The sequence below is a fragment of the Arthrobacter sp. ISL-95 genome (genome assembly GCF_018613695.1).
GTDB lineage: Bacteria > Actinomycetota > Actinomycetes > Actinomycetales > Micrococcaceae > Arthrobacter.
The window spans coordinates 20,939-41,966 of sequence record NZ_JAGGPR010000018.1 but is presented as its reverse complement, the minus strand read 5'-3'; the positions used below and the strand labels follow the sequence as shown (position 1 = coordinate 41,966).

General features: G+C 62.4%; 23 protein-coding genes and 5 pseudogenes. 13 read left to right on the top strand and 15 right to left on the bottom strand.

The genetic code is table 11. From position 1 onward, the window contains the following. Positions 1–71 precede the first annotated feature (71 nt). Complete coding sequence (locus J7I86_RS21000) at positions 72–716, bottom strand: TetR/AcrR family transcriptional regulator (RefSeq protein WP_214822788.1); 645 nt, start codon at positions 714–716, stop codon at positions 72–74. A gap of 127 nt (positions 717–843) precedes the next feature. On the opposite strand from J7I86_RS21000, the gene J7I86_RS20995 reads away from it, so the two are divergent. The 4 genes and pseudogenes from J7I86_RS20995 (at position 844) to J7I86_RS20980 (ending at position 5,854) form a co-directional block, all read left to right on the top strand. Further along, the gene (locus J7I86_RS20995) at positions 844–2,286 is read left to right on the top strand and encodes a cytosine permease (RefSeq protein ID WP_214822834.1); all 1,443 of its coding nucleotides are present in this window, start codon (positions 844–846) and stop codon (positions 2,284–2,286) included. Then, positions 2,283–3,506 carry a serine hydrolase gene (locus J7I86_RS20990; protein ID WP_214822787.1) on the top strand — a complete coding sequence of 408 codons (1,224 nt, stop codon included), beginning with the start codon at positions 2,283–2,285 and terminating at the stop codon, positions 3,504–3,506. The genes J7I86_RS20995 and J7I86_RS20990 overlap by 4 nt, the downstream gene beginning before the upstream one ends. Continuing rightward, positions 3,503–5,124: pseudogene (locus J7I86_RS20985) on the top strand (amidohydrolase). The gene J7I86_RS20990 and the pseudogene J7I86_RS20985 overlap by 4 nt, the downstream one beginning before the upstream one ends. A gap of 136 nt (positions 5,125–5,260) precedes the next feature. After that, positions 5,261–5,854, top strand: a complete 594-nt coding sequence (locus J7I86_RS20980; protein ID WP_214822786.1) for a histidine phosphatase family protein — start codon at positions 5,261–5,263, stop codon at positions 5,852–5,854. Between the two features lie 128 nt (positions 5,855–5,982). Here J7I86_RS20980 and J7I86_RS20975 read toward each other — a convergent pair whose 3' ends face one another. The 4 genes from J7I86_RS20975 to J7I86_RS20960 form a co-directional block, all read right to left on the bottom strand. After that, a complete protein-coding gene (locus J7I86_RS20975) occupies positions 5,983–6,267 on the bottom strand; it encodes a hypothetical protein (RefSeq protein ID WP_214822785.1) in 285 nt (94 codons plus the stop codon). Between the two features lie 17 nt (positions 6,268–6,284). Further along, positions 6,285–6,773, bottom strand: a complete 489-nt coding sequence (locus J7I86_RS20970) for a TetR family transcriptional regulator C-terminal domain-containing protein (RefSeq protein WP_309476776.1) — start codon at positions 6,771–6,773, stop codon at positions 6,285–6,287. A 91-nt stretch (positions 6,774–6,864) separates the two neighbouring features. Then, complete coding sequence (locus J7I86_RS20965) at positions 6,865–7,095, bottom strand: DUF6458 family protein (protein ID WP_214822784.1); 231 nt, start codon at positions 7,093–7,095, stop codon at positions 6,865–6,867. 129 nt (positions 7,096–7,224) lie between these two features. Next, on the bottom strand, positions 7,225–8,121 hold the full coding sequence (locus tag J7I86_RS20960; protein ID WP_214822783.1) for an SDR family oxidoreductase: 897 nt from the start codon (positions 8,119–8,121) through the stop codon (positions 7,225–7,227). Positions 8,122–8,237: 116 nt separating this feature from the next. Here J7I86_RS20960 and J7I86_RS20955 point away from each other — a divergent pair, with 116 nt between their 5' ends. Together J7I86_RS20955 and J7I86_RS20950 are read left to right on the top strand one after the other, a co-directional pair. Further along, on the top strand, positions 8,238–8,840 hold the full coding sequence (locus J7I86_RS20955) for a helix-turn-helix domain-containing protein (RefSeq protein WP_214822782.1): 603 nt from the start codon (positions 8,238–8,240) through the stop codon (positions 8,838–8,840). Further along, positions 8,837–9,766 (top strand): DMT family transporter, encoded by a 930-nt coding sequence (locus tag J7I86_RS20950; protein WP_214822781.1) that lies wholly within the window; start codon positions 8,837–8,839, stop codon positions 9,764–9,766. Before J7I86_RS20955 ends, J7I86_RS20950 begins: the two co-directional genes overlap by 4 nt. Before the next feature lie 45 nt (positions 9,767–9,811). Here the strand turns inward: J7I86_RS20950 and J7I86_RS20945 are convergent. Next, positions 9,812–10,267 (bottom strand): annotated as a pseudogene (locus J7I86_RS20945) (SulP family inorganic anion transporter); the annotation flags it as partial. Between J7I86_RS20945 and J7I86_RS20940 the strand changes: the two are divergent. Both J7I86_RS20940 and J7I86_RS20935 read left to right on the top strand, forming a co-directional pair. Further along, positions 10,221–10,454, top strand: a pseudogene (locus tag J7I86_RS20940) (integrase core domain-containing protein); the annotation flags it as partial. The pseudogenes J7I86_RS20945 and J7I86_RS20940 sit on opposite strands and share 47 nt — an antisense overlap. Before the next feature lie 70 nt (positions 10,455–10,524). Beyond that, the gene (locus tag J7I86_RS20935; protein WP_214822780.1) at positions 10,525–10,965 is read left to right on the top strand and encodes a hypothetical protein; all 441 of its coding nucleotides are present in this window, start codon (positions 10,525–10,527) and stop codon (positions 10,963–10,965) included. A gap of 247 nt (positions 10,966–11,212) precedes the next feature. Here J7I86_RS20935 and J7I86_RS20930 read toward each other — a convergent pair whose 3' ends face one another. The 6 genes and pseudogenes from J7I86_RS20930 to J7I86_RS20905 form a co-directional block, all read right to left on the bottom strand. Beyond that, positions 11,213–11,584, bottom strand: coding sequence for a hypothetical protein (locus J7I86_RS20930; protein ID WP_214822779.1), 372 nt, complete (start codon positions 11,582–11,584; stop codon positions 11,213–11,215). A 92-nt stretch (positions 11,585–11,676) separates the two neighbouring features. Next, positions 11,677–11,892: a hypothetical protein gene (locus tag J7I86_RS20925; RefSeq protein WP_214822778.1), complete on the bottom strand. Its 216-nt coding sequence runs from the start codon at positions 11,890–11,892 to the stop codon at positions 11,677–11,679. Between the two features lie 516 nt (positions 11,893–12,408). Then, entirely contained in the window at positions 12,409–12,831 is a 423-nt protein-coding gene (locus tag J7I86_RS20920) for a DUF3592 domain-containing protein (protein WP_214822777.1), read from the bottom strand. A gap of 12 nt (positions 12,832–12,843) precedes the next feature. Further along, entirely contained in the window at positions 12,844–13,275 is a 432-nt protein-coding gene (locus J7I86_RS20915) for a DUF3592 domain-containing protein (protein WP_214822776.1), read from the bottom strand. Between the two features lie 65 nt (positions 13,276–13,340). Then, positions 13,341–13,475, bottom strand: a pseudogene (locus J7I86_RS20910) (A/G-specific adenine glycosylase); the annotation flags it as partial. Between the two features lie 232 nt (positions 13,476–13,707). Continuing rightward, positions 13,708–13,881, bottom strand: a pseudogene (locus J7I86_RS20905) (cold-shock protein); the annotation flags it as partial. A 377-nt stretch (positions 13,882–14,258) separates the two neighbouring features. On the opposite strand from J7I86_RS20905, the gene J7I86_RS20900 reads away from it, so the two are divergent. The 4 genes from J7I86_RS20900 to J7I86_RS20890 all read left to right on the top strand — a co-directional run bounded on the left by J7I86_RS20900 (position 14,259) and on the right by J7I86_RS20890 (position 17,996). After that, positions 14,259–14,921 carry a hypothetical protein gene (locus tag J7I86_RS20900; RefSeq protein ID WP_214822775.1) on the top strand — a complete coding sequence of 221 codons (663 nt, stop codon included), beginning with the start codon at positions 14,259–14,261 and terminating at the stop codon, positions 14,919–14,921. Between the two features lie 454 nt (positions 14,922–15,375). Continuing rightward, positions 15,376–15,654, top strand: a complete 279-nt coding sequence (locus tag J7I86_RS23000; protein WP_286180098.1) for a TetR/AcrR family transcriptional regulator — start codon at positions 15,376–15,378, stop codon at positions 15,652–15,654. Beyond that, on the top strand, positions 15,618–16,037 hold the full coding sequence (locus tag J7I86_RS22995) for a TetR/AcrR family transcriptional regulator C-terminal domain-containing protein (protein ID WP_286180097.1): 420 nt from the start codon (positions 15,618–15,620) through the stop codon (positions 16,035–16,037). The genes J7I86_RS23000 and J7I86_RS22995 overlap by 37 nt, the downstream gene beginning before the upstream one ends. Before the next feature lie 99 nt (positions 16,038–16,136). Continuing rightward, the gene (locus J7I86_RS20890; protein ID WP_214822774.1) at positions 16,137–17,996 is read left to right on the top strand and encodes a glycoside hydrolase family 15 protein; all 1,860 of its coding nucleotides are present in this window, start codon (positions 16,137–16,139) and stop codon (positions 17,994–17,996) included. On the opposite strand, the gene J7I86_RS20885 is transcribed toward J7I86_RS20890, so the two are convergent. The 3 genes from J7I86_RS20885 to J7I86_RS23365 all read right to left on the bottom strand — a co-directional run bounded on the left by J7I86_RS20885 (position 17,965) and on the right by J7I86_RS23365 (position 19,148). After that, complete coding sequence (locus J7I86_RS20885; RefSeq protein WP_214822773.1) at positions 17,965–18,174, bottom strand: hypothetical protein; 210 nt, start codon at positions 18,172–18,174, stop codon at positions 17,965–17,967. The genes J7I86_RS20890 and J7I86_RS20885 overlap by 32 nt on opposite strands. 114 nt (positions 18,175–18,288) lie before the next feature. After that, positions 18,289–18,660: a YsnF/AvaK domain-containing protein gene (locus J7I86_RS23370; RefSeq protein WP_396019927.1), complete on the bottom strand. Its 372-nt coding sequence runs from the start codon at positions 18,658–18,660 to the stop codon at positions 18,289–18,291. Then, entirely contained in the window at positions 18,657–19,148 is a 492-nt protein-coding gene (locus J7I86_RS23365; RefSeq protein ID WP_396019926.1) for a PRC-barrel domain-containing protein, read from the bottom strand. The genes J7I86_RS23370 and J7I86_RS23365 overlap by 4 nt, the downstream gene beginning before the upstream one ends. A 471-nt stretch (positions 19,149–19,619) precedes the next feature. On the opposite strand from J7I86_RS23365, the gene J7I86_RS20875 reads away from it, so the two are divergent. Further along, positions 19,620–21,020: a glutamate decarboxylase gene (locus J7I86_RS20875; protein ID WP_214822772.1), complete on the top strand. Its 1,401-nt coding sequence runs from the start codon at positions 19,620–19,622 to the stop codon at positions 21,018–21,020. The last annotated feature ends 8 nt before the right edge of the window (positions 21,021–21,028 follow it).

The following is a 21,028-nucleotide window of genomic DNA, read 5'->3' as shown; positions in this document are numbered from 1 at the left end:
GGTTTACCAGATAAGTAATCAGGATACTGATTAAACAGACGGAAGGGTAATGCGAAGGCATCGCAGGCCCGCTACCAGCCGGTCCGCAGCCGGTCCACGGCAGCACGAAGCTGGCCGGGCTGAACACCCAGCGACCATTCAGCCACGTCGGTAACGAACCGCTTGAAGGCGTCATAGTCGAAGGACTCGGCGTTGTTGATATAGGAGCCCACGCCGTCAATGGCCACCCAAATACGGATGCACGCCGCAAAGGGGTCCGGCGCCACGAAGTCGCCGGACGCGACGCCATCCTCAATAAGGGCGGTGAGCCGGTTGCGATCCAGATATTCCTGCCCCAGCAGCGCCTCGGTCAATGCCGGTATGAAACGGCAGAGGTGCCGGGCGTTGAGCCACAGCCGGGTGAGCTCCAAGGTTTGATTACTTTCGATGCGCGAGACCAGGTGAGCCATGCGCTCCAAGGGAGTTCCGTCGTCGGGAAACAACTCTTCCCGCTCCTCTGAAACGGCGCGCACAAACGCGGCGATCACCAGGTCCTCAGCTGCCGGGTAGTAGTGGCTGATCAGCCCTGGACGCACACCCAGGCGATCGGCAACGGCGCGGAGGGTAATCCGCTCGAGCCCCTCACCCAAGGCAATGGAAGCGGCCTCGGCGAGTATTTCGGCTCGTCGCTCGTCGGGTAACTTCCGGACGCGTTGGGCTGCGGGGCTTGACACCATGCCATTCAGTCTATTGGATTAGTGACCAATAGCTCATTGGTCATGCGATCAATAGCGTCGATGGGCCGGTTTCCCAGCGTTGCGAGCCGGTCCTTGCCCGAGAGGAACAGCGTTGTCCCACCCCCACATGGCCGATCCGGTCAGCTACCCGGAGCCCCTCGCCCACCCCGAAACCCGCGGCATCGAACTCATCGAAGCCTCAGAGCGGCATGGCCGCGCCAGGGACCTCTTCCCGGTCTGGGCGGCCCCAAATGTCAGCGTCCTGAACTTGACGGTGGGCGCCTCCCTGATTTTGCTTGGCCTGGAGCTGTGGCAAGCCCTCGCCGTCATCATTGCCGGCAGCCTCCCTTGGATTCTCACCGGCATCGTCGCAACAAGCGGCCCGGCCGCCGGGACGTCAGGCTCCGTCATCACCCGCGCCATCTACGGAATCCGCGGCAACCGAGTGGTGGTGGCCTTCTTCGGTTGGTTCATCTCCGCGGTCTTCCTGGCCCTGAACTGGCTCGCGTCCTCCTTCATGGGCGCTGAACTCCTGGCACAGCTTGGCTTCACGGATCCTGTCCTGGTTCCGGTGTTCGTCACCCTTGTGGTTGCGGCGATTACCGTACTGGTGGCCGTGTACGGTCACAGCCTGATCCTGCGCAGTTACCCCATGGTGGCCGCGGTGCTGCTGGCCATCTTCCTGCTGGTCACGGCCTTCGTCCTGCCCCATGTCCAGTGGAGTTACGCTGCTCCTGCGCCGTTGGAGGGTGCGCCGCTCTGGGCCGCGATGACAATCGGCTTCGCCATCCTGGCGTCCACTCCCCTGTCCTACTCGAACAGCCCGGACCTGGCCCGCTACCTCCCCAAGTCCACCAAGCCTTCCCACATCATTGCGGCCACGGCCCTCGGCGGCGCCCTGCCTTGCATGTTCTTCACGGCCGTGGGCTCGTTGTTGGCGACGGGAATTGACGCAGCAGCAATGGATCTTGGCATTGAGTCAGCACTCCTCGCCCTGCTTCCGGCCTGGCTCGGACCCATCTTCGTGGTGGGCGTCATCATCAACACCATCTCCCTCAACGGCATGACTACCTACACGGCCAGCATGGCGTTTCAATCCATCGGCGTCCCCATCCGCCGTATCCCGTCCGCGGTAGTGGTGGGAGCGATCGGCACAGCGCTGACCATCTACCTCGTCATGTCCACGAGCCTTTTGGAAGCCGTCAACCTGATGCTGCAACTCCTGGTCCTCATTTCAGGGCCCACCATGACCATCTTCGCCACGGACGTCATCCTTCGGCGCAACCGCTACAGCGGCGACGACCTCTTTGACGAGAAGCCCGGCAGCCCCTTCTGGTACAGAAGCGGCTGGCATCTTCCCGGCCTCCTCGCCGTCATCCTGGGCGCGGCCGTGGCCTCGCTCTTCCTCAGCAACGCAGTGTGGACAGGCCCCGTGGCAGCCGCCATGGGCTCCATGGACCTCGCAGTGCCGGTATCCATGATCGTCACCGCAGGCCTGTACATCGCCCTCAGCCCGGCGTTACGCCGCGGCCTCAGAAAAACCCCGGTCGCCGAAGGAGCCCCGGCATGACCACCCCCGGAAACCATCCCCCGCGTTACTGGGGCGCCGCCGGTCAACCAACCTTGGACACCTGGCAGGAGGGCCCACACAACCGGTGGACCTTTGCCCACCTTGGCGAAATGCTGCCGACGGCGTCAGTCACCCGCCATTTCCCGGCGGCCCCGGCTGCGGCTACTGACCGTTTGGCCTCCTTGGCCGTTCCCGGCCTGAGGCAACAGCTGGAGGAGAGCTTCACCGACGCCTTCCTGGTTCTGCACCGCAACGAAGTCATTGCGGAGTACTACCGCCCGGGCTTTGCCCCTGATGATCTGCATCTGGTCATGAGCATTTCGAAGTCGATGTGTGGCCTGGTAATCGGAGCGTTGGTGGATTCCGGCGAGATCGTCACGTCCGCCCGCGTTGTTGACTACGTCCCCGAACTCGCCGGATCAGCCTACGACGGCCCCACCGTCCAACACGTGCTGGACATGGCTCTGCACCTCAACTACAGCGAGGACTACCTGGATCCGGCCTCCGAGGTGCAGACCCACGACCGCTCTGCCGGCTGGCGCACCCACCGGGACGGCGACCCGCAGGACACCTACTCCTTTCTCACCACGCTTACTGGCAACGGCACCGTGGGCCGCTTCCAGTACTGTTCCGCGAACACGGACGTGCTGGCATGGACCATCGAGCACGTCACCGGTCTCCGCTACTCGGAAGCCCTGTCCAAATATTTGTGGTCCAAGCTCGACGCCGACCAGGATGCAACCATCACCGTGGATTCCAGCGGCTTCGGCTTCGCAAACGGCGGGGTCTCCTGCACCGCCCGCGACCTCGCGCGGGTAGGCCGCCTCATGCTCGACGGCGGCCTCGGCCCGGCTGGCCGGGTGGTGTCGGAAGGGTGGGTCCGCAGCATACTCGCTGGAGGAGACCACCAAGCCATGGGCGATGCCTCTTTCACCGGCGCACACCCCCACGGCTCCTACACCCGCCAGTGGTGGTGCACAGGAAACGAGCGCGGCAACGTGACAGGAATCGGCATCTACGGCCAGTACCTCTGGATCGATCCCTCCACGGATACGGTGATCGTCAAGCTTTCCACCTGGCCGGAACCTGATACCGGCCACCTCCACGAACTACAGAATCAGCTGCTCCTGGATGTCAGCCGCTCCCTGGATAAGCCCCTCGCTACACAAGAAATCCCAGCAGAAGAAACAGCACCGGAAAGCAAGGAAACCGCAGCGTGAAAACCCAGCTCTACGCCAACGCCCGCATCTTCACCTCCGATACCCGCCGCTGGGCTGAGGCCATGCTCGTTCAAGACGAACGCATCCTCTACGTCGGCGATGCCGAGACAGCCGAACGCCTTCGCCCGGACGCAGAACGGATTGACCTCGAGGGCCGCTTGGTGGTCCCCGGTTTCGTGGACGGCCACGCGCACGTCGTCGGCACCGGAGAGGCCCTGGGGCAAGTAAGCCTCTGGGGAGCCAAGTCCGTGGAGGAAATTCAGCAGCGAATCAAAGCAAGAGCCGCGGAACGCCCGGATGCTGACCGGATCCTGGCTACCGGCTGGCTGCATGGCGCAATTTCGGGCGGCGTGCCGGACGCAGGGATGCTCGATGCCGCAGTCCCGGACAAACCTGTGTACGCCTTCGCCTACGACTTCCACTCCGTGTGGGTGAACACTGCGGCGCTTGCCGAACTCGGGATCGATGACAACACGCAGAATCCACACGGCGGCACCATCAAGCGCGATTCCGACGGACACGCTACCGGCTACATCGACGAAAACGCGTTCTACGACATGGTGCTCCCCTTCCTCGACGCACAGGTGAGCGAGGACGAGCACGAGGCAAGCATCGCCGCCGTCCAACACGCCTACCGCGAGACCGGCGTGACCACTGCCTGCGACATGGGTTTCAACGAAACCGACCTCGAAGCCTTCAACCGGGCCGACAAAGACGGCTCATTGACCAGCCGCCTCATCGCCTATTGGCGCGTCAACAACGCTGGATCGGCGGAGGAAAACATCGCCCAGGTACAGCGTGCGGCCGCGCTCGCCGTCGACCATGATTCGCCTTTCCTGCGCGTGGTGGGCATCAAAATCATCATTGACGGCACCATCGACGGGTGCACAGCCACGCTCGGAATGCCATATGCCGATGGCTCAAATGCGGAGCCGATCTGGAGCCTCGAGGAACTGGCACCCGTGGTTGCCGCGGCAGACGCCGCCGGTTTGAAAGTTGCGATGCACGCCATCGGTGACGAATCAGTACGGATCGCCATCGGCGCCGTGGAACATGCCGTTGCGGAGAACGGCCCCCGCGAACGCCGGCACCGCATTGAGCATCTGGAGTTGGTGGACAGGGCCGACGTCCATCGCCTCGCCTCGTTGGGCATCACGGCCAGCATGCAGCCGGTCCACGCCGATCCCGCCATCAGCGAGAACTGGGCCGCTAAGTTGGGTGACGACCGCGTGGATCGCGGCTTCCCGTGGCCGTGGATCACGGAGACGGGAGCCCGGTTGGCTTTCGGTACGGACTCCCCCACCTCCCGCACGCGCCGCTGCCCAACATGTACGTGGCTACCACCCGGGCTTCGGCGTTGGATCCGTCCGCCGGAATCAACCTCCCGGATTTCGCGCTGCCCCTGGCCGAATCGATCGAACACGCCACACGGGACTCTGCGTGGACCTGCGGTGCAGAGCACGAAATTGGTCGTCTTGCTGCCGGACTGTACGCGGACTTCGTGGTCCTGGACACCGACGTGCTCGCGGCGGACAATCCGGCCTCGCTCTTGGACGCGAAGGTTCTTCAGACCGTGGTTGGCGGTAAAACGGTGTACCAACGGGACCAGGCTGCCTAGGCAACGGACCAGGCCGGGCGGCACTAACCGCAGCAAAACGCCCGACGGCGACCTCCCGCCGTGGGGCGCTTCCTTAGGTGCGGCAGCGGTGTTACGTGACGTAGGAAACAGCGGCGCGGCACACCCGCAAGGCACAATGGAAGGCATGACCCTCACAACTTTCGCCCTCGTCCGCCACGGCCAAACCGATTGGAACGCGGAGCGCAGGTTGCAGGGGGCCACCGACATCCCGCTTAACGACGTCGGACGCGGACAGGCGCGCGACGCCGTCGCCTTCCTGTCCGATCAGCAATGGGACACCGTGGTGTCCTCGCCCCTGAGCCGCGCCTCCGAAACGGCCGGGATCATCGCCGAAGGCCTGGGGCTCAAGGTCGCCCGGCTTGTTCCGGAGCTCACCGAGCGCAGCTTCGGTCCCGCCGAAGGACTCCAGGCCGGGCCCGAGCTGGAAGCACTCCGCATCCCGGGAGGCTTCCGCGGTGGCGAAACCGACGAGGCTGCCGCCAACCGCGGTATCGCCGCCTTGGAATCGTTGGCCGGAGAGTTTGCCGGCAAGCGCGTTCTGGTGGTGGCACACGGCACCCTGATCAGGCTGACACTGAGCCGAGCAATCGGACGCACCTTGGACAGCGTGCAGAACGCGGCGCTCAACCTTGCCCATCACCACGTCAGTGACGGCTGGCAGTTGGAGTACTTCAACGGCGAGCGGGTCACGGCCGACGTCGAGTCCTGATCTGCAAGCCGCCGCACTGATCAAGTAAGCAGCAGATCAACTAGTAAGCGCGACAGGCAAGGGCCGTGATCCTCGATGAGGTTCACGGCCTTTGCTGTTTTCCGGGCCTTCAGCGTCGCGGCGGCAGACTACCGTGCGCCCAGCCGCGCCTTCAGCTGCTCAGCGTAATCCGTGTAGGCGGCAGCAATCTCTTCGAGGTCAACGGTCTGCGGGAAGTCGATCACGGGTTGGTGTTCGGCCAAGTAGGTGGTGGTCTCTTCAACAACATGCTGCTCGTCGAAACCATCCAGGCCAACCTCGGCAAGGAACTCCGGGTTGGTGTGGACCAGGGATTCCCCGGTTTGGCCTTCCGAGGCCCACCGCACCAAGTACTCGTTCTGATTGACCAGTTCAATGTTGAATGACTTCTCCATGGCAGCAGCCTACGCCGTTACGAAGCAGGTGCTGACACGCTCCGGGCCGCAATGAACTCAAGCAGGATCTCGGCTTTGATCCCCAGAAGAGCAGCCGCAAGGCTCACCATCAGGTCAAGCACATACTCACTGCTGGCACTGCCGGCCAGCACGTCCATCACAAGTCCATCTTCCGGGGCAACCATGGTCCGGGCGATCTTGGCCGGGTCCAGAAGCGGAGAGAACTCGCCGGTGCGGGTTCCGGCGTCAATGATTTCCCGGTAGACGCGTTCCTGTGCAGCGGTGAGCTCTTCCTGGATCCGGCGTTGCTCGGCGTCACGGAGCATGTGGGGCCAGTACTCGTAGAGAATCCGGGAGACGTCGTCATCCAACCCGGCTGTAGTGCCTGCGCTGATGACGGCGGCGAGCCGCGCCGTGGGGCTCATGCCGGGGTCAACGGAGTCGGCGAGCTTCTCAAGGAAAGCCCCGCCGGCCAGCGCAGCGGAGCCGCAAGCGCATAGCCGCACACCGCTTAACTGTAGAAGCGCACGACTTAACTGAAGAAGCGTACGACGGCGACCACCCGCCGTCGTGCGCTTCTTCGGTGAATTGCGGCTGCTAGACCTCCGGGCGCCGCTCGACAACCGTGTGGGGATCGCCGCGGCGTTCAACAACGGTGCGGCGGGTCCGGTTGGACATGGCGATGGAGATGATGAGGCCGATAACGCCCACCGCCATCAGGATGTAGCCCACCAGGACTTGATCGAGGAAGGGGATGATTCCGGGGGCGAGCGCGAAAGCCAGAATAGCTCCAATGGCAATCAATGCAATGGAAGAACCAATTCTCATAACGTGCTCCTCATGTTGTTTTCGGCGTAGTCAGGGTTTACGGCCGAATCTGTGTCATCAGGATACTTATCATCTTGGGCTCCGGCCAGTCATTGCCGCGCCGCGTTCATCGGCGTTGATCAGTGTTGATTAGTGGCCGTAGCGTTTTGCCACCCGCGCGATCGCGTCCTCGGGAGTCGGCGCAGGACCGAACACCTGCTCCTGACGGGTGACGTCCGCGACGTACTTCCCAGTCTCAAACCACGCCACCATGCTTGCCATATCGCCCACCAAAGGAAGGACCTTCGCGGTCACCTTGCCCAGTCCGGCAATGGCACCAGCGGGTATGGACATCACCTTGATCTGCTTGCCGGCCCGGCGGCCAGCCACTTCCGCAGCTTCGTGAATGGACACCGGGCGACTCCACCCAATATCGATCCGCTCGCCCTCAACATTGTCCGCGTCCACAGCCTCCGCAAGGTAAGCGGCGACGTCGCTGGCCAGGACGAACGTCAACCGGGCATCCTTGGAGCCGAGCCATACAAAGCGGCCCTTCGCGAAAGGATCGCCACCCATGCCCACCGCCTGGTCAAAGAAGGCGCCGGGCCTCAGGGCCACAAAGGGAACACCGAGCTCTTCGAAAGCGTCCTCGGCCAGCTTCTTGTTCCAAAAATGGGGAATCTGGGGAGTTTGGTCGCAGGTGACGATGCTGATCAGCACGAAGCGCGGGACCCCAGCCTGCTTGGCCGCGACGGCAAGGTTGCTGTTGCCGAAGGTGTCGATCGCTTTGGCGTTCTTGTCATTTCGCGTATAGCCGGCGGCTGTGGAGATGGCCGCGGAAACGCCGGTCATCGCGGCGATCAAGGACGCAGCGTCCAGCATGTCTCCGCGGGCGATCTCCACACCTTTGGCTTCAAGTTTGGCGGCGTTGGACGTGGGCCTCACCAGTGCGCGGACCTTCTTTCCGCGCTTGAGGAGCTCGTCCACAACTTGTCCACCCAGGAATCCCGTAGCGCCAACAACAAGGACAGGCAGGTCTTCGGCCACAATTTCTCCTCAGGGGGTTGTTCCTAGGGTCAGTGGTAGCACGCTACGGGAGCTGGGGGCTAGGTCCGCTACGGTTTCATACGAATAGTGCACTGATAGTGCAGTATGATGCACTTATGGATGAAAGCACCAGCACCCTCTCCTTGGCGATAGGCGCCCGGGTGAAGCAAGAACGCCAAACCCGCGGATGGACCCTTGATCAGTTGGCAGAGGCTGCTGGCGTGAGCCGTCGAATGATCATCAACGTGGAGCACGGAGCCGCGAACCCTAGCGTTGGGACATTGCTGCGGATCAGTGACGCCTTGGGCGTCGGGCTTCCCGCACTGGTTGAATCTCCACTCCCCAAGCCGATCAAGGTTATCCGCAGCGGCGAAGGCGCAACCTTATGGACCAGCACGCTGGGCGGACGTGGAGTCCTGGTGGCCGGCACCGAATCTCCGGATGTTGTGGAACTGTGGGACTGGACCTTGGGTCCGGGAGACCAGCACGGCAGTGAAGCCCATGCCTCCGGGACCAAGGAACTCCTGCAGGTCCTCCAGGGCACCCTGGCCGTGGAGGTCAACGGGCAGGTGACCACTCTTGAGGTGGGCGACTCCATGACATTCCCGGGCGACATCGCCCACTCCTACGCAAACTCCGGCACGGATTCCACCCGATTCTCCCTGGCAGTGTTCGAGCCGGGCGTGGGCTCAGGACACCTTCAGGAGGCTGGCTCATGAGGACCCCCCAACGCATTCCTGTACCACCGTGGGGGCTTGCAGTTGCAGCCATGATTTCGGTCCAGCTGAGTTCCGCGTTCTCGGTGGATCTCATCGGCCAAGTGGGTCCGGCCGGTACGGCGTGGCTGAGGTTGAGCATGGGCGCCCTCATCTTCCTGGCCATTGCCCGCCCGCCGATTCGATCGGTCCGCCGGCCGGACATCCTCCCCCTCTTGGGACTCGGCGTCGCCACGGGGCTTATGACCATCATGTTCCTCGCCGCGATCGAGCGCATTCCGCTGGGCACCACGGTGGCCATCGAGTTCCTCGGACCGCTGACGGTAGCAGCGATCCGAAGCCACAACCGGAAAGCCTTGGTCTGGCCGGCGTTGGCGTTGGCCGGAGTTGTCCTTCTGACAGAACCCTGGCATGGGGAGATCGATGCCTTAGGCGTGATGTTCGCAGCCATCGCGGCTGTTGGCTGGGGTGCCTACATCCTGCTGACCCAAAGAATCGGTGACCGCTTCACGGGAACCGGAGCACTCTCACTCACCGTCCCGGTGGCCGCCGTTACAGCCGCAATCGTCGGTGTTCCCCAGGCTGCCGGACACCTCAGCCTGGAAATCCTGCTGGTCGCCCTCGGAGTCGCCGTGCTGATGCCGGTTCTCCCGTTCATCTTGGAAATGATGGCTTTGCGGCGCATGACGTCCACGGCTTTCGGCACGCTGATGTCCTTGGAGCCGGCCTTTGGTGTGCTCCTTGGGCTGCTGGTACTGCATCAACAGCCGTCCATCATCCAATTCGTTGGCATCACGCTGGTGGTAGTCGCGGGGGCCATGGCGCAGCGTGGCGGGAAAAGGAACCAACCGTCTCCAGAGACCGTCGCCGGCCTGGAACCGCCGCTCACCCAGGCCCTGCCCGCCGCTGGCCCACGCAACGAGACCTGAGATATTCACGGGGATTGAACACCGCCACGCTTTACGCCGCTTTTCGGGCAGGCCGAAGACAATCACCAGGCCCAGTGCGACGAGGGGGTAGACCAGCCACGGAACACCGAGGAGTTCGGGCACCTGGGACATGAAGATCAGGATGGCCAGGGCGTTGACGAAGCCCACCATGACCGAGCGGGGAATGAACCGCATGAGCTTGGCGACGCCGGAGAGTCCCAGAACGACTTGGAAGATACCGGCGAGGATGACGGCGGCGATGAAGTAGTCCACGCCGTGAGACTTCACCAGTGGGGCAATAACCAGGGCAATAGCCCCGGTGGCCGCGTAGATTATGGCAGGGCGTCCGCCGACAAAGGCGATGGTGACGGCCATGGTGAAGTAGGCGAAGAGCCCGATCCGCGGATCGACGCCGGCGATGATCGAAAAGGCGATCGCTTCGGTGGGACCACACGTCAAGCACCGCAGAACCCGCCCATATCGGCCCCAGACCAACGGCAAGGTCGAACGCTTTAACCGAACCCTCGCCAGCGAATGGGCCTACTCCCGCCCCTACGCTTCAGAACCGGACCGCGCTGCCACCTACCAGAGCTGGCTACACCACTACAATCACCACAGGACCCATACCGGCATCGGAGGAAAAACCCCCATCAGCCGCGTAGCCTACCTCCGTGGTCAATACAGCTAGACATTAGGCGGGAGGCCTGCCCGGGCCTCCTGCGCACAGGCCAACCGGCCCAACCCTCGAAAGGCTCCATATGCTCAACTCTGTCAGGTATTCGATCACCGCCGTTGCCGCCGCACTCATCCTGAGCGGATGTTCCACCTCAGCACCAGCTCCGACACCCGAACCCACTACAGAGACCCCAGCCTCGTCCACCACCGCGCCGGCACCTGCTGGCGCGAAACTCACCGACGCCGTATCCGGATGCGGACTTGACGGCGCCCACGGCGTAGAGCTGACCGCGGACGGGAAAAAGCTCTCCATCGACAGCAAGGGTCCCCGGGAAACCTCAGGAGCAGCGATGACTGACGTACAATGCGTCCTGAACGCCTTGGAAGTCCCGAAAGACATCAAGTCGATGATGAAGCTCACCACCTCCACAGCAGAGCCCACCGACGCTGCGTGGAAAGATTTGGGCTTTGCGTGGAACTACAGCCCGGAAAATCACTTCCGGCTCGCCATCGTCCAGCTTTGAGTTCCCCGGTACGGCGCTCCCCGATGACCAGCCAGGGGAGCACCGTACACATGGAAACCATGACGACGGCAAGAGGGCCGAGATCCCGCACTGCCTGAGCGGGCGCTGCTCTGCATCGCCTGCAGCGGAGACTGTCGAGACGCCAACGGTGCCTACACGATGTGCGTCTTCTGCGATCTGCAGGGAGTCGAGGCACCTGAGGAAGGACGGACGGCCGCATAGCCCCGCCGGGTAAGTTCCCGCATGGTCAAGTCCATTTGCGTGGTGTATGGGGCTGTTGCGTGATTCTTGGGGTTAGGTGCGTGATTCTTGGGGTCAGGTCAGCAGGCGTCAGATCCACTGAGGCGAGAAGTTGGCATTGGAGCGCTGCGGAATCGTCGTCGTTTTCCACGCACAGCATTCCGGAGCCCTTGGTCTCGCGGGTCATCGACCCGGGACCACGCAAAATGCTCAGGATACGGGCCTCCGAGCCGACATGGAGGGGCGCAACGTAGGGCACCCACCCCCGGCCGGCCGAAGGCTCAGGCTCCCGGAGGGACTCGACCAACTGGTTCACGGTCGTGACGCTGGGAAGGTGCACGCCGGCGAGCTGTTCAGCTTTGAACGCCGGGTCCCTCATCTGTTTGGCCAGGCTTGGATATTAGTTCCCGGCGTGGAGAAACGTGGCCGCTGAATGCGGGGACCGGGCTGGTTTGTGCCTGAGTTCAGTTCCTAATCACGCTGCATCTGAATGGTGACCTCAGAGGAATCCGAGCCTTCCGGGGACTCTTCGATGCAGAGTGACTCTCCGCTTACTCCGTCAAACTCGGTCTTGATGCAACCCACGTACCGTCCCAGTGCCGGGCCGTTTTTCCCGGACTTCATGCCGAACCTGCTTGCTGCATCTTCAAGGCTGACCTTGTGGTCTACGGACCACCGGGCGCTCAACCCAATCATCCTCCGGTACGTTGTTCGCCCGGGTCTTCATGTCACGGGCCTCCTCCTTTGGGGGCCGCCGCCACCATTGATCTCCTGGGCGAGGGCTGAGTATCCCGCGAATCCAAGAATGCACAGCCGGGCCACCGTCAGCGCGACTCCACCGAGTATCCAGCCAAGCCTGCTCTTCTTCTGCGCGGAGGCCCCTGCCACCCGGGCTGAGGCGTCTGAAGTAGGGCTGTCGCTGAGACTGGGCCTGAGGAGAGCGGCGCGGTTGTGGGGGACGCGGCGGCTGATGTTGTTGGTCGGGATTCATGCACGGGCCCCACTAAGGATCGGCCCCGGTCGCCGGAGGCGATTCCTGCGCCCCCACCTCTGATATGACTGTTTCCTGCCCAAAATCACGCGTCCCCCAATTTGTTGCTCTTCGGGCGATTCTACGCGGGCAGACGCAGCTGATTGTCGACGTTGCCAAGGACCGGACAGTGGCAACCGTAGCGTCGATCCGGCGGAATCAGCGCTGAACTGTTACCAGAGAAGTGACGCAAACATTGTTATGCCCAACGCACCGAAGATCACCAGAATGAGACCTGTAGCCATGCGGCCCTTGGCGACCACAGATCCCGGACGGGTGGACTCAGCGGGGTTGGCCGGGTTGTAGCGCACCGGAATGGCCGTGCCGATGATCTCCTGGTCCGGGCCGTAAATATCGGACTGGCCCAGCCAGCGCTTCCCGGCGGCGTCGTAGAATTCGAAGGACGGCGCGAAGCGGTTCCGGCCGTTGCTCCCGTGGCCGTCTTTGCCGTGCAGGTTTCCGGTGACGGTAGCTAAAACCTCCACCCACCCGCGCATGGAGGCACGGCGCCGATAAGACGCAGTCAAGGACATCGCTGCCAGGATCAGGCCAAGGACCAGGAAGAGCCCGGGCAGGACGATGAAAATCAGTTTCACGGAGTCCATGGTTCAGCCCAGCGGGAAGGCGCCGGCAAACCAGAACAGCAACAGGGCGAAAAGTGCGAAGACCGGGATCAGGCACCCGACCACCGCCTTGGATTCGGAGGATACCTCGAACGACTGGTTGGGATTCGCCGGGTTGTAGGCCACATTCAGGAGCGATCCCGGTTCCTGCTGGTTGCGGTACGAAACCTCGGATTCACCGGCATGCAGGGCTCCGTTCGGGTGAACGAACTGGTAGGTGGGGTAAAAGACCCGGCTTCGGGTGCCTCCGCCGCCGCCGTTTGTCCAGCCCCCCACGTTGCCTGTCACAGTGGCCTGCACTTTGGGCCAGCTGGCGATCTGCTGTTCATGCCGCTTTGTTTGCCGCAGGTGTTTGACGAGCAGGTAAGTGGCGGTGGCAACAAACAGCGCCCAGATAATGTACAGCACGATTCTCATAAACGTCCCCGGTTCCAGTCACCTGAAAGTATGCCATCCGGACGGCGCCGGTCCGTAACGAGGCGTCAGGCGGGCAGCCGGTAGCCGTCCTGGTGCAGGTGGGCCAGTCCGTCACAGACCGCGCCGCCCAGCGCGCGTTCGAGCTGTTCCGGCGCGGAATTGAGCCGGTGGAGTGCGGCCAGGGGCATGCCGATGCCCCCGGGCCGGATCGGCAGCATCACCACTCCGGCTGGCGTCCCAGTGTCGCTGCCGCGCCGTGATGGCAGAAAGTTCGCCGTTGCCTCGCCCGGCGTGTCGAGCCGGATACACAGTTATTTCCACAGTCCCGCGGTGGAATGGGAGTGTGAAAGGCCCGGACGCAGCAAGAGACTGGCCGGCCGCAACGGCTCACCAGTCTCTCGGGGGTTGCTAGAGCGGCTGGATGTTCTCAGCCTAGGGGCCTTTGAGGCCCTGGGTGATGTCGAACTGAACCTTCTGGTTCTCGTCCAGGGACTTGTAACCGCTGGATGCGATTGCCGAATAGTGTGCGAACACGTCAGCGCTTCCGTCGTCAGGGGCAATGAAACCAAAGCCCTTTTCGGAGTTGAACCACTTGACGGTACCTGTTAAACCGTACCGGGTTTTAGGCCGTCTTCTTGCTGGTGGCCTCGTCGTCTGATGAGGCGTCTATTTTGAGCATAGTAGTTCTGCTCGAACTCGTCGGGCGGGATCATGGACAAGGTGCTGTGCATCTGCTCTGTGTTGTACCAGTGGACCCAGTTCATGGTCGCCAAACGTAGATTTGACGGCTATAGGAGCATCATGGGCACGGCAAAAGCTAAATCCTTCGGGCTTTTCCCGCACACATGTGGACGACGGGACCCAGCTGACCGGTTGCACACAATCGCCAGAGCACCACCAGAGCACAAGTCACCAACAGCGACCGGCGATCATGCACAACCTGGAATATCAACCATCCGGCGTGTACCTCAATTAAGGAATCCATGGACCAGCCACTCTTTATAGTTGCGACCCTTGTCGCGAGTTTCGTCATCTGTCTCGCCGCGATTTCGGTCCTCGTCGGACTTATCGAAGTCCTCTTCTATAAACAGCGCGTGGTTGGTCTCACGGAGAACCAACGCAAGCAATACATCACCAACGTCATCAAGGTCATACTCACAACGGGTGCCGCCAGCCTGGCCGCAATTGTGCTCGTTTTTCCTGGATTTACACAACAAAACGCACCTGGGGTTCCGAGCTACACTCCCGCCCTCACCTTGATAGTGGTGATTGCCGCAGCACTAGTTACATACCGACTCGAACTAGCCAGTGAAAGCCCGGACACCCTCAACGACCTCTACAGTGACTTACACAAATCCTGGGCAGAAGACGAGGATCTGAAACAGTTCGCACTCGCGCGCCGCAAGACTTGGCTGGAAGACTTCATAAAGACTGATGGAGGCCGCTCAATGCTGTCCTCCAAGAAAGCTCTCAATGCGACCTACCAAGCTGCAATCGACAAAGCGCTGGACAGCAAACCCGGCGAAGTCCCCCACGAGTGGCCGCACATAAAATACATAAACACCCGATTCAGTAGGCTCGCCCGACTTACCAACGTGAAGATGGTTTTCATGATGATTCGGGGATACAAATGGCGGTCCGTGTGACTACTCACCCCCTTGCCGGCCGTCCTCCTCTCATGGGTCGCGGTAGCGCTCCTCTGGACGCCAGATAGCAACCCAGATGTCCCACGAATTCTGCTCCTAAGCGCCAACGCGAAGCCAGAATGACCGCTTGACGTATATAGAAGCATCCAAGACTGCCGTTGCCGTCGCACCGTGGGGGCGGGGCCGGGTTCTTTCAGCCTTGACGCCACCCACTGGCTGAGCGGGGCCGGGGCATGACAGGCACAGGAACCATGAGTGCCGGAAGTGTTCTCAAGCGGCAGGGGGATTCACGTCGGGGTACTCCCAGCGATCACCCAAAACCCACCACCCAGCCCACACCAGAAACGTTGAAGTTCGTTAAGGTAGCACCTCAGCGACCGCAGGCTGTGCACGGCCACCGCAACGGCTAGAGCCTCACGCCGGCTACCAGCCCCACACTCAACACGGAGACTACATGACCGCAGTACCCCAGCGCCGCCCCCTCAGCCGGGAACGCGTCCTCGAGTGCGCCGTCGCTCTCGCGGACCAGTCCGGGATCGCTGCCCTGACCATCCGCACGCTCGCACAAAGCATGGGAACCAAACCCATGTCCCTCTACTACTACGTAGCCAACAAGGACGAGATCCTGGACGGCATCGTGGACATGGTCTTCAGTGAAATCACCCTGCCGACGCCGGGGGAGATTGGCGCGAAGAAATGCAGCGGAGGGCTAACGGAGTGCGGTCAGCGCTGAGGCGCCACCCGTGGGCAGTCGGGCTGCTGGAGAGCCCGTCCGCCCCGGGCCCGGCCACACTCCGGCACCATGAAGCGACCCTCTCCACGTTGCGGGAAGCCGGCTTCTCCGTGCAACTGACAGCCCACGCCTATGCCCTGCTGGACAGCTTCATCTACGGATTTGCCATCCAGGAAGCTGCCCTGCCGTTCGAGGGCCACGACACCGCCGCCGAAATCACCAAACCCATCATGGAGCCTTTCTCCACCGGCGAGTATCCGCGGATGGTGGAGATCGCCGTCGAGCATGTCCTCAAACCCGGCTACGACTTCGGCGACGAGTTTGAGTTCGGCCTCAACCTCCTCTTGGATGGCCTTGAACGCTTGAAAGCCGGCACCGAATAAAAGCCCTCCCGCAGGAGGCGCGAGTCTCATTGGAGGCACTCAGCCCCAGGGGGTACGGTCGGGCATAGCTGACGATGCCGAGCGAGGGAGTTAAAGTTCATGGCCAGGATCGAGGACTATGCCATCATCGGGGACCTGAATACGGCCGCCTTGGTGGGGCGCAGCGGCTCCATCGACTGGATGTGCCTGCCGCGCTTCGATTCCCCGGCGTGCTTCGCCGCTCTGCTGCATAATTCCGACGCCGGTCGCTGGCTACTCGCACCCACCGGCACACCTGACGGCGGCAACTGCACACGCCGTCAGTACCGTGAGGACACGCTGATCCTGGAAACGGAATGGGAAGTTGACGGAGGCTCGGTCCGCGTCATCGATTTCATGCCCGTCCGCGACGAGGCCGTGGATCTGGTGCGCATTGTCGAAGGACTGTCCGGTGCGGTGACCATGCAGATGGAACTGGTTCTGCGCTTCGACTACGGCCGCGTTGTGCCGTGGGTCCGCCATAGCGAGCACGGCATCAGCGCGGTGGCCGGCCCCGACTCGGCGTACCTCACCACCCCGGTCACCTTGGAAGGCCGGGATAAGCGCACCTTCAGCGAATTCACGGTGAGAGCGGGCGAGCGCGTTCCCTTCGTGCTGCGCTGGGCACCCAGCCACGAGCGGGAGCCGCGGCGGATCGACCCCTTCCGGGCGGTTTCCGTAACCGAGAAATTCTGGCTGGAATGGACTGGCCGCAGCGAGATGACCGGCAAATACAAGGAGCCGGTGGAGCGGTCCCTGATTACTCTCAAAGCCCTGACTTATGCACCTACCGGTGGCATTGTGGCCGCCGCAACTACGTCCCTGCCGGAGCAACTGGGCGGCCCGCGCAACTGGGATTACCGCTACTGCTGGCTGCGCGACGCCACCCTGACCTTGCAGTCACTGCTCGCCGCGGGCTACACGGAAGAAGCCGCCGCTTGGCGGGATTGGCTGCTGCGGGCTATCGCCGGCGACCCGTCCGAGCTGCAGATTGTGTACGGGCTCGACGGCGCCAGGAGACTCCCGGAAGCGGACATCCCCTGGCTCTCCGGTTACGAAGGTTCACAACCGGTCCGTACCGGAAATGCCGCCGCCCCACAGCTCCAGTTGGATGTATGGGGCGAGGTGCTGGATGGTCTTTCCCTGACCCGGGCGGCGTCCCCTGACGGCACGGTGGACAACTCCTGGGATATCCAGATCGCGTTGATGGAGTACTTGGAAGGCGCATGGGATCAGCCTGATAACGGGCTATGGGAGATGCGTGGACCGCGAAGGCACTTCACCCACTCCAAGGTGATGGCTTGGGTGGCGGCGGACCGTATGGTCAAGGCCGTACGAACATCCGGCCTGCCGGGTCCTGCTGATAGGTGGGCGGCACTGCGCAGCGAGATCCACAAGGATGTCATGACCAAGGGCTTCGACGAGAAACTCAACACCTTCGTCCAGTCCTACGGCAGTACGGAATTGGACGCGAGCCTGCTGCTGATTCCACGGGTCGGCTTCCTGCCGCACCGACACCCCCGTGTTGCAGGAACTGTGGAGGCCATCCAAAAGGGCCTCACGGACGATGGCTTGGTTCTCCGGTATCGCACCGAGTCCGGTCACGACGGACTCCCGGGCGATGAGGGCGTTTTCCTGGCCTGTTCGTTCTGGCTGGTGGATGCGCTGCTGGGAATCGGTCGCGCCGGGGAAGCAACCCGGCTATTTGAGCGTCTTCTCAGCCTTCGCAATGATGTTGGGCTGCTCAGCGAGGAGTGGGATCCGCGCACCCGACGTCAACTCGGCAACACCCCGCAAGCGTTCAGCCACTTCCCGCTGATTCACAGCGCCCTGCAACTTCACCAAGGCGAAGCCCACAGCAGTGACACCCCGCTGCATAAACCCAAGCATCCGGCGCGGGCCAGCGGCTCTACACTTCGGAATGATCCTCGCCTTCGGTAGCAGTCGCTTCGCCTTTGTGGCTCGCTTCCTGCAAATGAAGGTCCAGCTTTCGTTCGGCTTCACGCCGGCGCTGGCCGACGGTCCGCATCTGCTGCGTGGTGGGATCTCCCCGTTCTTCTGACATTGCGCTGCCTGCAGCTGCACCCTCGGCGGGCTGCACGTTCTCTTGTTCGCCCATGAGTCAATGGTCCCATCACCAGTTCATCAGCGATAGCTCAAACTGCCGTTGCGAGGCCCGCTCTGCGCACTCATACGAGTTCTAGGGGCGCAGAGCGGGCCTCACAACATGCGTTTAGCGCCTGTTCTGGTCTACGTCGGTTCCCTCGGTTTCGATCCGCTCCTTACGGACTTCTTCGTCAACCTGGACGTCATCAGTGACCGTGTCCTTTTCGAGGCGTACGCGCTCCACCGGAACGGTTTCCTTCTCCACCACTGGCCGCTCTTCGTGGAGGGTGACCTCATGTTCGCTTTCCGTCAGATCCGCACCGGACATGGCGTCACCCGCGTTGGCGTCCGTAATGGGTTCCCGCTCCAAGCGGACTTCCTCACGCTGCACCGGGACGGTGGTGGTCACGTTTTCGGTGGTGATGTACTTGCGCAAGCGGGCCCGCCCCGTGGCCTGCTTCTCCGTGCCTACGTTCAGCCGCTCCTCCGAGCGCGTCATGGCGTCATCGCCGCGGCTGGTGTCGGCATCGCGGCTGGTGTCGCATCGCGGGTGTAGTTGGCGTCTGTGTCCACTGCGTCCCTAGTGCCGGCGGTTCCGACAGTGCCGGCGGTTCCGACAGTGCCAGTAGTGGTGCCGGCGTAGTCATCGTGTCCGCTGAAGCCGCGTTCCCCTTCGAGCCCGTAGTGGTTGTAAAGGCGGCTCTCCTCACCCGGATCCAAGTGACCGTCCTCGGCCACGCGGGGAGCGTCCTTGATGTGGTCCTTGCTGAAGGGCACTACGACGTCGTCGCCTTCCACCGTTGCTTCCTGGAGCGGAATGAACGATTCCGAACTGCCGAAAAGACCGGTTTTGACGGTCACCCACGTGGGTTCGCCTGTGTCATCGTCGGTGTAGAACGTACCGATGGAGCCGACCTTGTCACCTTCAGTGGTGCGGACGTTTCCGTTGAGGCCCATCAAACGGTCAATGTTTTCCCTCGCGAGCATGATGTCTCCTTGGAATGCGGTTCTCTTATGTGGGTTGCCAAGCGGGCTGCATCACCAGGCATGGTTTCCGGACGCCGGACGGGGAATGAATTCAACCCGTCAGCTTTAAGGAACACCAATACAATAAGCATGCTTAGTGTTTGCTTGGCAAGCCCCAATGTGAGAACCGGCGGCATCGCGGCCCCATCCGTGGACCCCGAGTTGGACGTCTATCTCGACACCACGGCGTTGAACTGCGACGAATGCAGATTCAGCGTCGGGGTTCTGGACTAACCGGCGCTTTACAGCGGCTTAACAGCGGCCGCTGAGTTCTGCGGCACGCCAAGGTAGATTGCGCACGACGGCGAGCTACCGCCGTCGTGCGCTTACAGCCGGCTACCCGGGAGCTTGGGTGAGCGGCCCGTCACCGGTAGCGTGAGCCGGAGACAGGTTGCGACCCGCCGCGAGCGAACGATCCCAAGGAGTTGCCGTATGAGCAGATCCCACCGAGCGTCACAGCATGAACCGGACACCGCCGTCGAACTTAATCCTTTGTTCAGCAGGCCTGGCGAATCCACCATTTTTCCGCGTTTCACCCTGCCGGACGGTGAATCCCTGCCGGGAACGGCCTACCAGGTTGTCCACGACGAAGCGATGCTTGACGGCAATGCGCGGCTGAACCTGGCCACGTTCGTGGGGACGTGGATGGAGCCTGAAGCATCAAGGCTCTATGCCGAAACGTTCGACAAGAACATGATCGACAAGGACGAATACCCTCAAACGGCGCTCATTGAAACCAGGTGCTGGCGGATGCTTGCGGACCTGTGGAATGCGCCGGATCCCGCGAAGAGCATCGGCACCTCAACCATCGGCTCCTCCGAGGCCTGCATGCTGGGCGGGCTGGCGTTGAAACGGCGCTGGCAACACGCCCGGCGCGCCGCCGGCAAGTCCACGGACAAACCCAACCTGATCCTCAGCTCCGCGGTCCAGGTGTGCTGGGAGAAGTTCTGCAATTACTGGGACGTGGAGCCCCGTTATGTCCCGGTCTCCGCCGAGCACCCCACACTGGATGGCCATGACCTGGACCAGTACGTGGACGAGAACACGATCGGCGTGGTCGCTATCCTGGGCGTCACTTACACCGGTAAGTACGAACCCGTGGAACTCATCTCGGAAGCCTTGGATGAGATCCAGGCACGCCGCGGACTGGACATACCCATCCATGTAGACGGGGCGTCCGGAGCTATGGTGGCACCGTTCCTGCAACCGGAAACGGTATGGGACTTCCGGCTCCCCCGGGTGGCTTCGATCAACACCTCGGGCCATAAGTACGGGCTGGTGTATCCCGGTCTCGGATGGGTGGTGTGGCGGGATGCGGCAGCCCTGCCTGAGGACCTGATCTTCCATGTCAGCTACCTCGGCGGGGACATGCCCACGTTTGCCTTGAACTTCTCCCGGCCCGGCGCCCAGGTGTTGCTGCAGTACTACCTTTTTCTCCGCCTTGGCTTTGCCGGCTACAGGTCCGTCCAAGCGACATCGCGGGATGTGGCCCTTTACCTCTCCAGCGAGATCGGGGAAATGGACGCGTTCACCCTCTGGAGCGATGGGTCGGACATTCCGGTGTTTGCGTGGCAGCTCAGCGACGGCCACACGGAGCACTGGAACCTGCACCATCTCTCGGAGCGGCTCAGAATGAACGGTTGGTTGGTTCCGGCGTACCCGCTGCCTGACGGGTTGAGTGAGGTCACAGTGCAGAGGATCGTGGTCCGGAACGGTTTCACCCGCGACCTCGCCTCCAGTTTCCTGGTTGACCTGAAGAAGGAAGTCGACTACCTCGACAGCCTCACGGCACCGATGCCCACGAACAAGCAGTCGGAAGGTTTTCATCACTAGCTCTTGGA

Excerpts from the sequence above, each read along its gene's own strand:
- J7I86_RS21000 (WP_214822788.1), bottom strand. The coding sequence starts at position 716 with ATGGTGTCAAGCCCCGCAGCCCAACGCGTCCGGAAGTTACCCGACGAG.
- J7I86_RS20995 (WP_214822834.1), top strand. The coding sequence starts at position 844 with ATGGCCGATCCGGTCAGCTACCCGGAGCCCCTCGCCCACCCCGAAACC.
- J7I86_RS20990 (WP_214822787.1), top strand. The coding sequence starts at position 2,283 with ATGACCACCCCCGGAAACCATCCCCCGCGTTACTGGGGCGCCGCCGGT.
- J7I86_RS20980 (WP_214822786.1), top strand. The coding sequence starts at position 5,261 with ATGGAAGGCATGACCCTCACAACTTTCGCCCTCGTCCGCCACGGCCAA.
- J7I86_RS20975 (WP_214822785.1), bottom strand. The coding sequence starts at position 6,267 with ATGGAGAAGTCATTCAACATTGAACTGGTCAATCAGAACGAGTACTTG.
- J7I86_RS20965 (WP_214822784.1), bottom strand. The coding sequence starts at position 7,095 with ATGAGAATTGGTTCTTCCATTGCATTGATTGCCATTGGAGCTATTCTG.
- J7I86_RS20955 (WP_214822782.1), top strand. The coding sequence starts at position 8,238 with ATGGATGAAAGCACCAGCACCCTCTCCTTGGCGATAGGCGCCCGGGTG.
- J7I86_RS20950 (WP_214822781.1), top strand. The coding sequence starts at position 8,837 with ATGAGGACCCCCCAACGCATTCCTGTACCACCGTGGGGGCTTGCAGTT.
- J7I86_RS20935 (WP_214822780.1), top strand. The coding sequence starts at position 10,525 with ATGCTCAACTCTGTCAGGTATTCGATCACCGCCGTTGCCGCCGCACTC.
- J7I86_RS20930 (WP_214822779.1), bottom strand. The coding sequence starts at position 11,584 with ATGAGGGACCCGGCGTTCAAAGCTGAACAGCTCGCCGGCGTGCACCTT.
- J7I86_RS20915 (WP_214822776.1), bottom strand. The coding sequence starts at position 13,275 with ATGAGAATCGTGCTGTACATTATCTGGGCGCTGTTTGTTGCCACCGCC.
- J7I86_RS20900 (WP_214822775.1), top strand. The coding sequence starts at position 14,259 with ATGGACCAGCCACTCTTTATAGTTGCGACCCTTGTCGCGAGTTTCGTC.
- J7I86_RS23000 (WP_286180098.1), top strand. The coding sequence starts at position 15,376 with ATGACCGCAGTACCCCAGCGCCGCCCCCTCAGCCGGGAACGCGTCCTC.
- J7I86_RS22995 (WP_286180097.1), top strand. The coding sequence starts at position 15,618 with ATGCAGCGGAGGGCTAACGGAGTGCGGTCAGCGCTGAGGCGCCACCCG.
- J7I86_RS20890 (WP_214822774.1), top strand. The coding sequence starts at position 16,137 with ATGGCCAGGATCGAGGACTATGCCATCATCGGGGACCTGAATACGGCC.
- J7I86_RS20885 (WP_214822773.1), bottom strand. The coding sequence starts at position 18,174 with ATGGGCGAACAAGAGAACGTGCAGCCCGCCGAGGGTGCAGCTGCAGGC.
- J7I86_RS23370 (WP_396019927.1), bottom strand. The coding sequence starts at position 18,660 with ATGACGCGCTCGGAGGAGCGGCTGAACGTAGGCACGGAGAAGCAGGCC.
- J7I86_RS23365 (WP_396019926.1), bottom strand. The coding sequence starts at position 19,148 with ATGCTCGCGAGGGAAAACATTGACCGTTTGATGGGCCTCAACGGAAAC.
- J7I86_RS20875 (WP_214822772.1), top strand. The coding sequence starts at position 19,620 with ATGAGCAGATCCCACCGAGCGTCACAGCATGAACCGGACACCGCCGTC.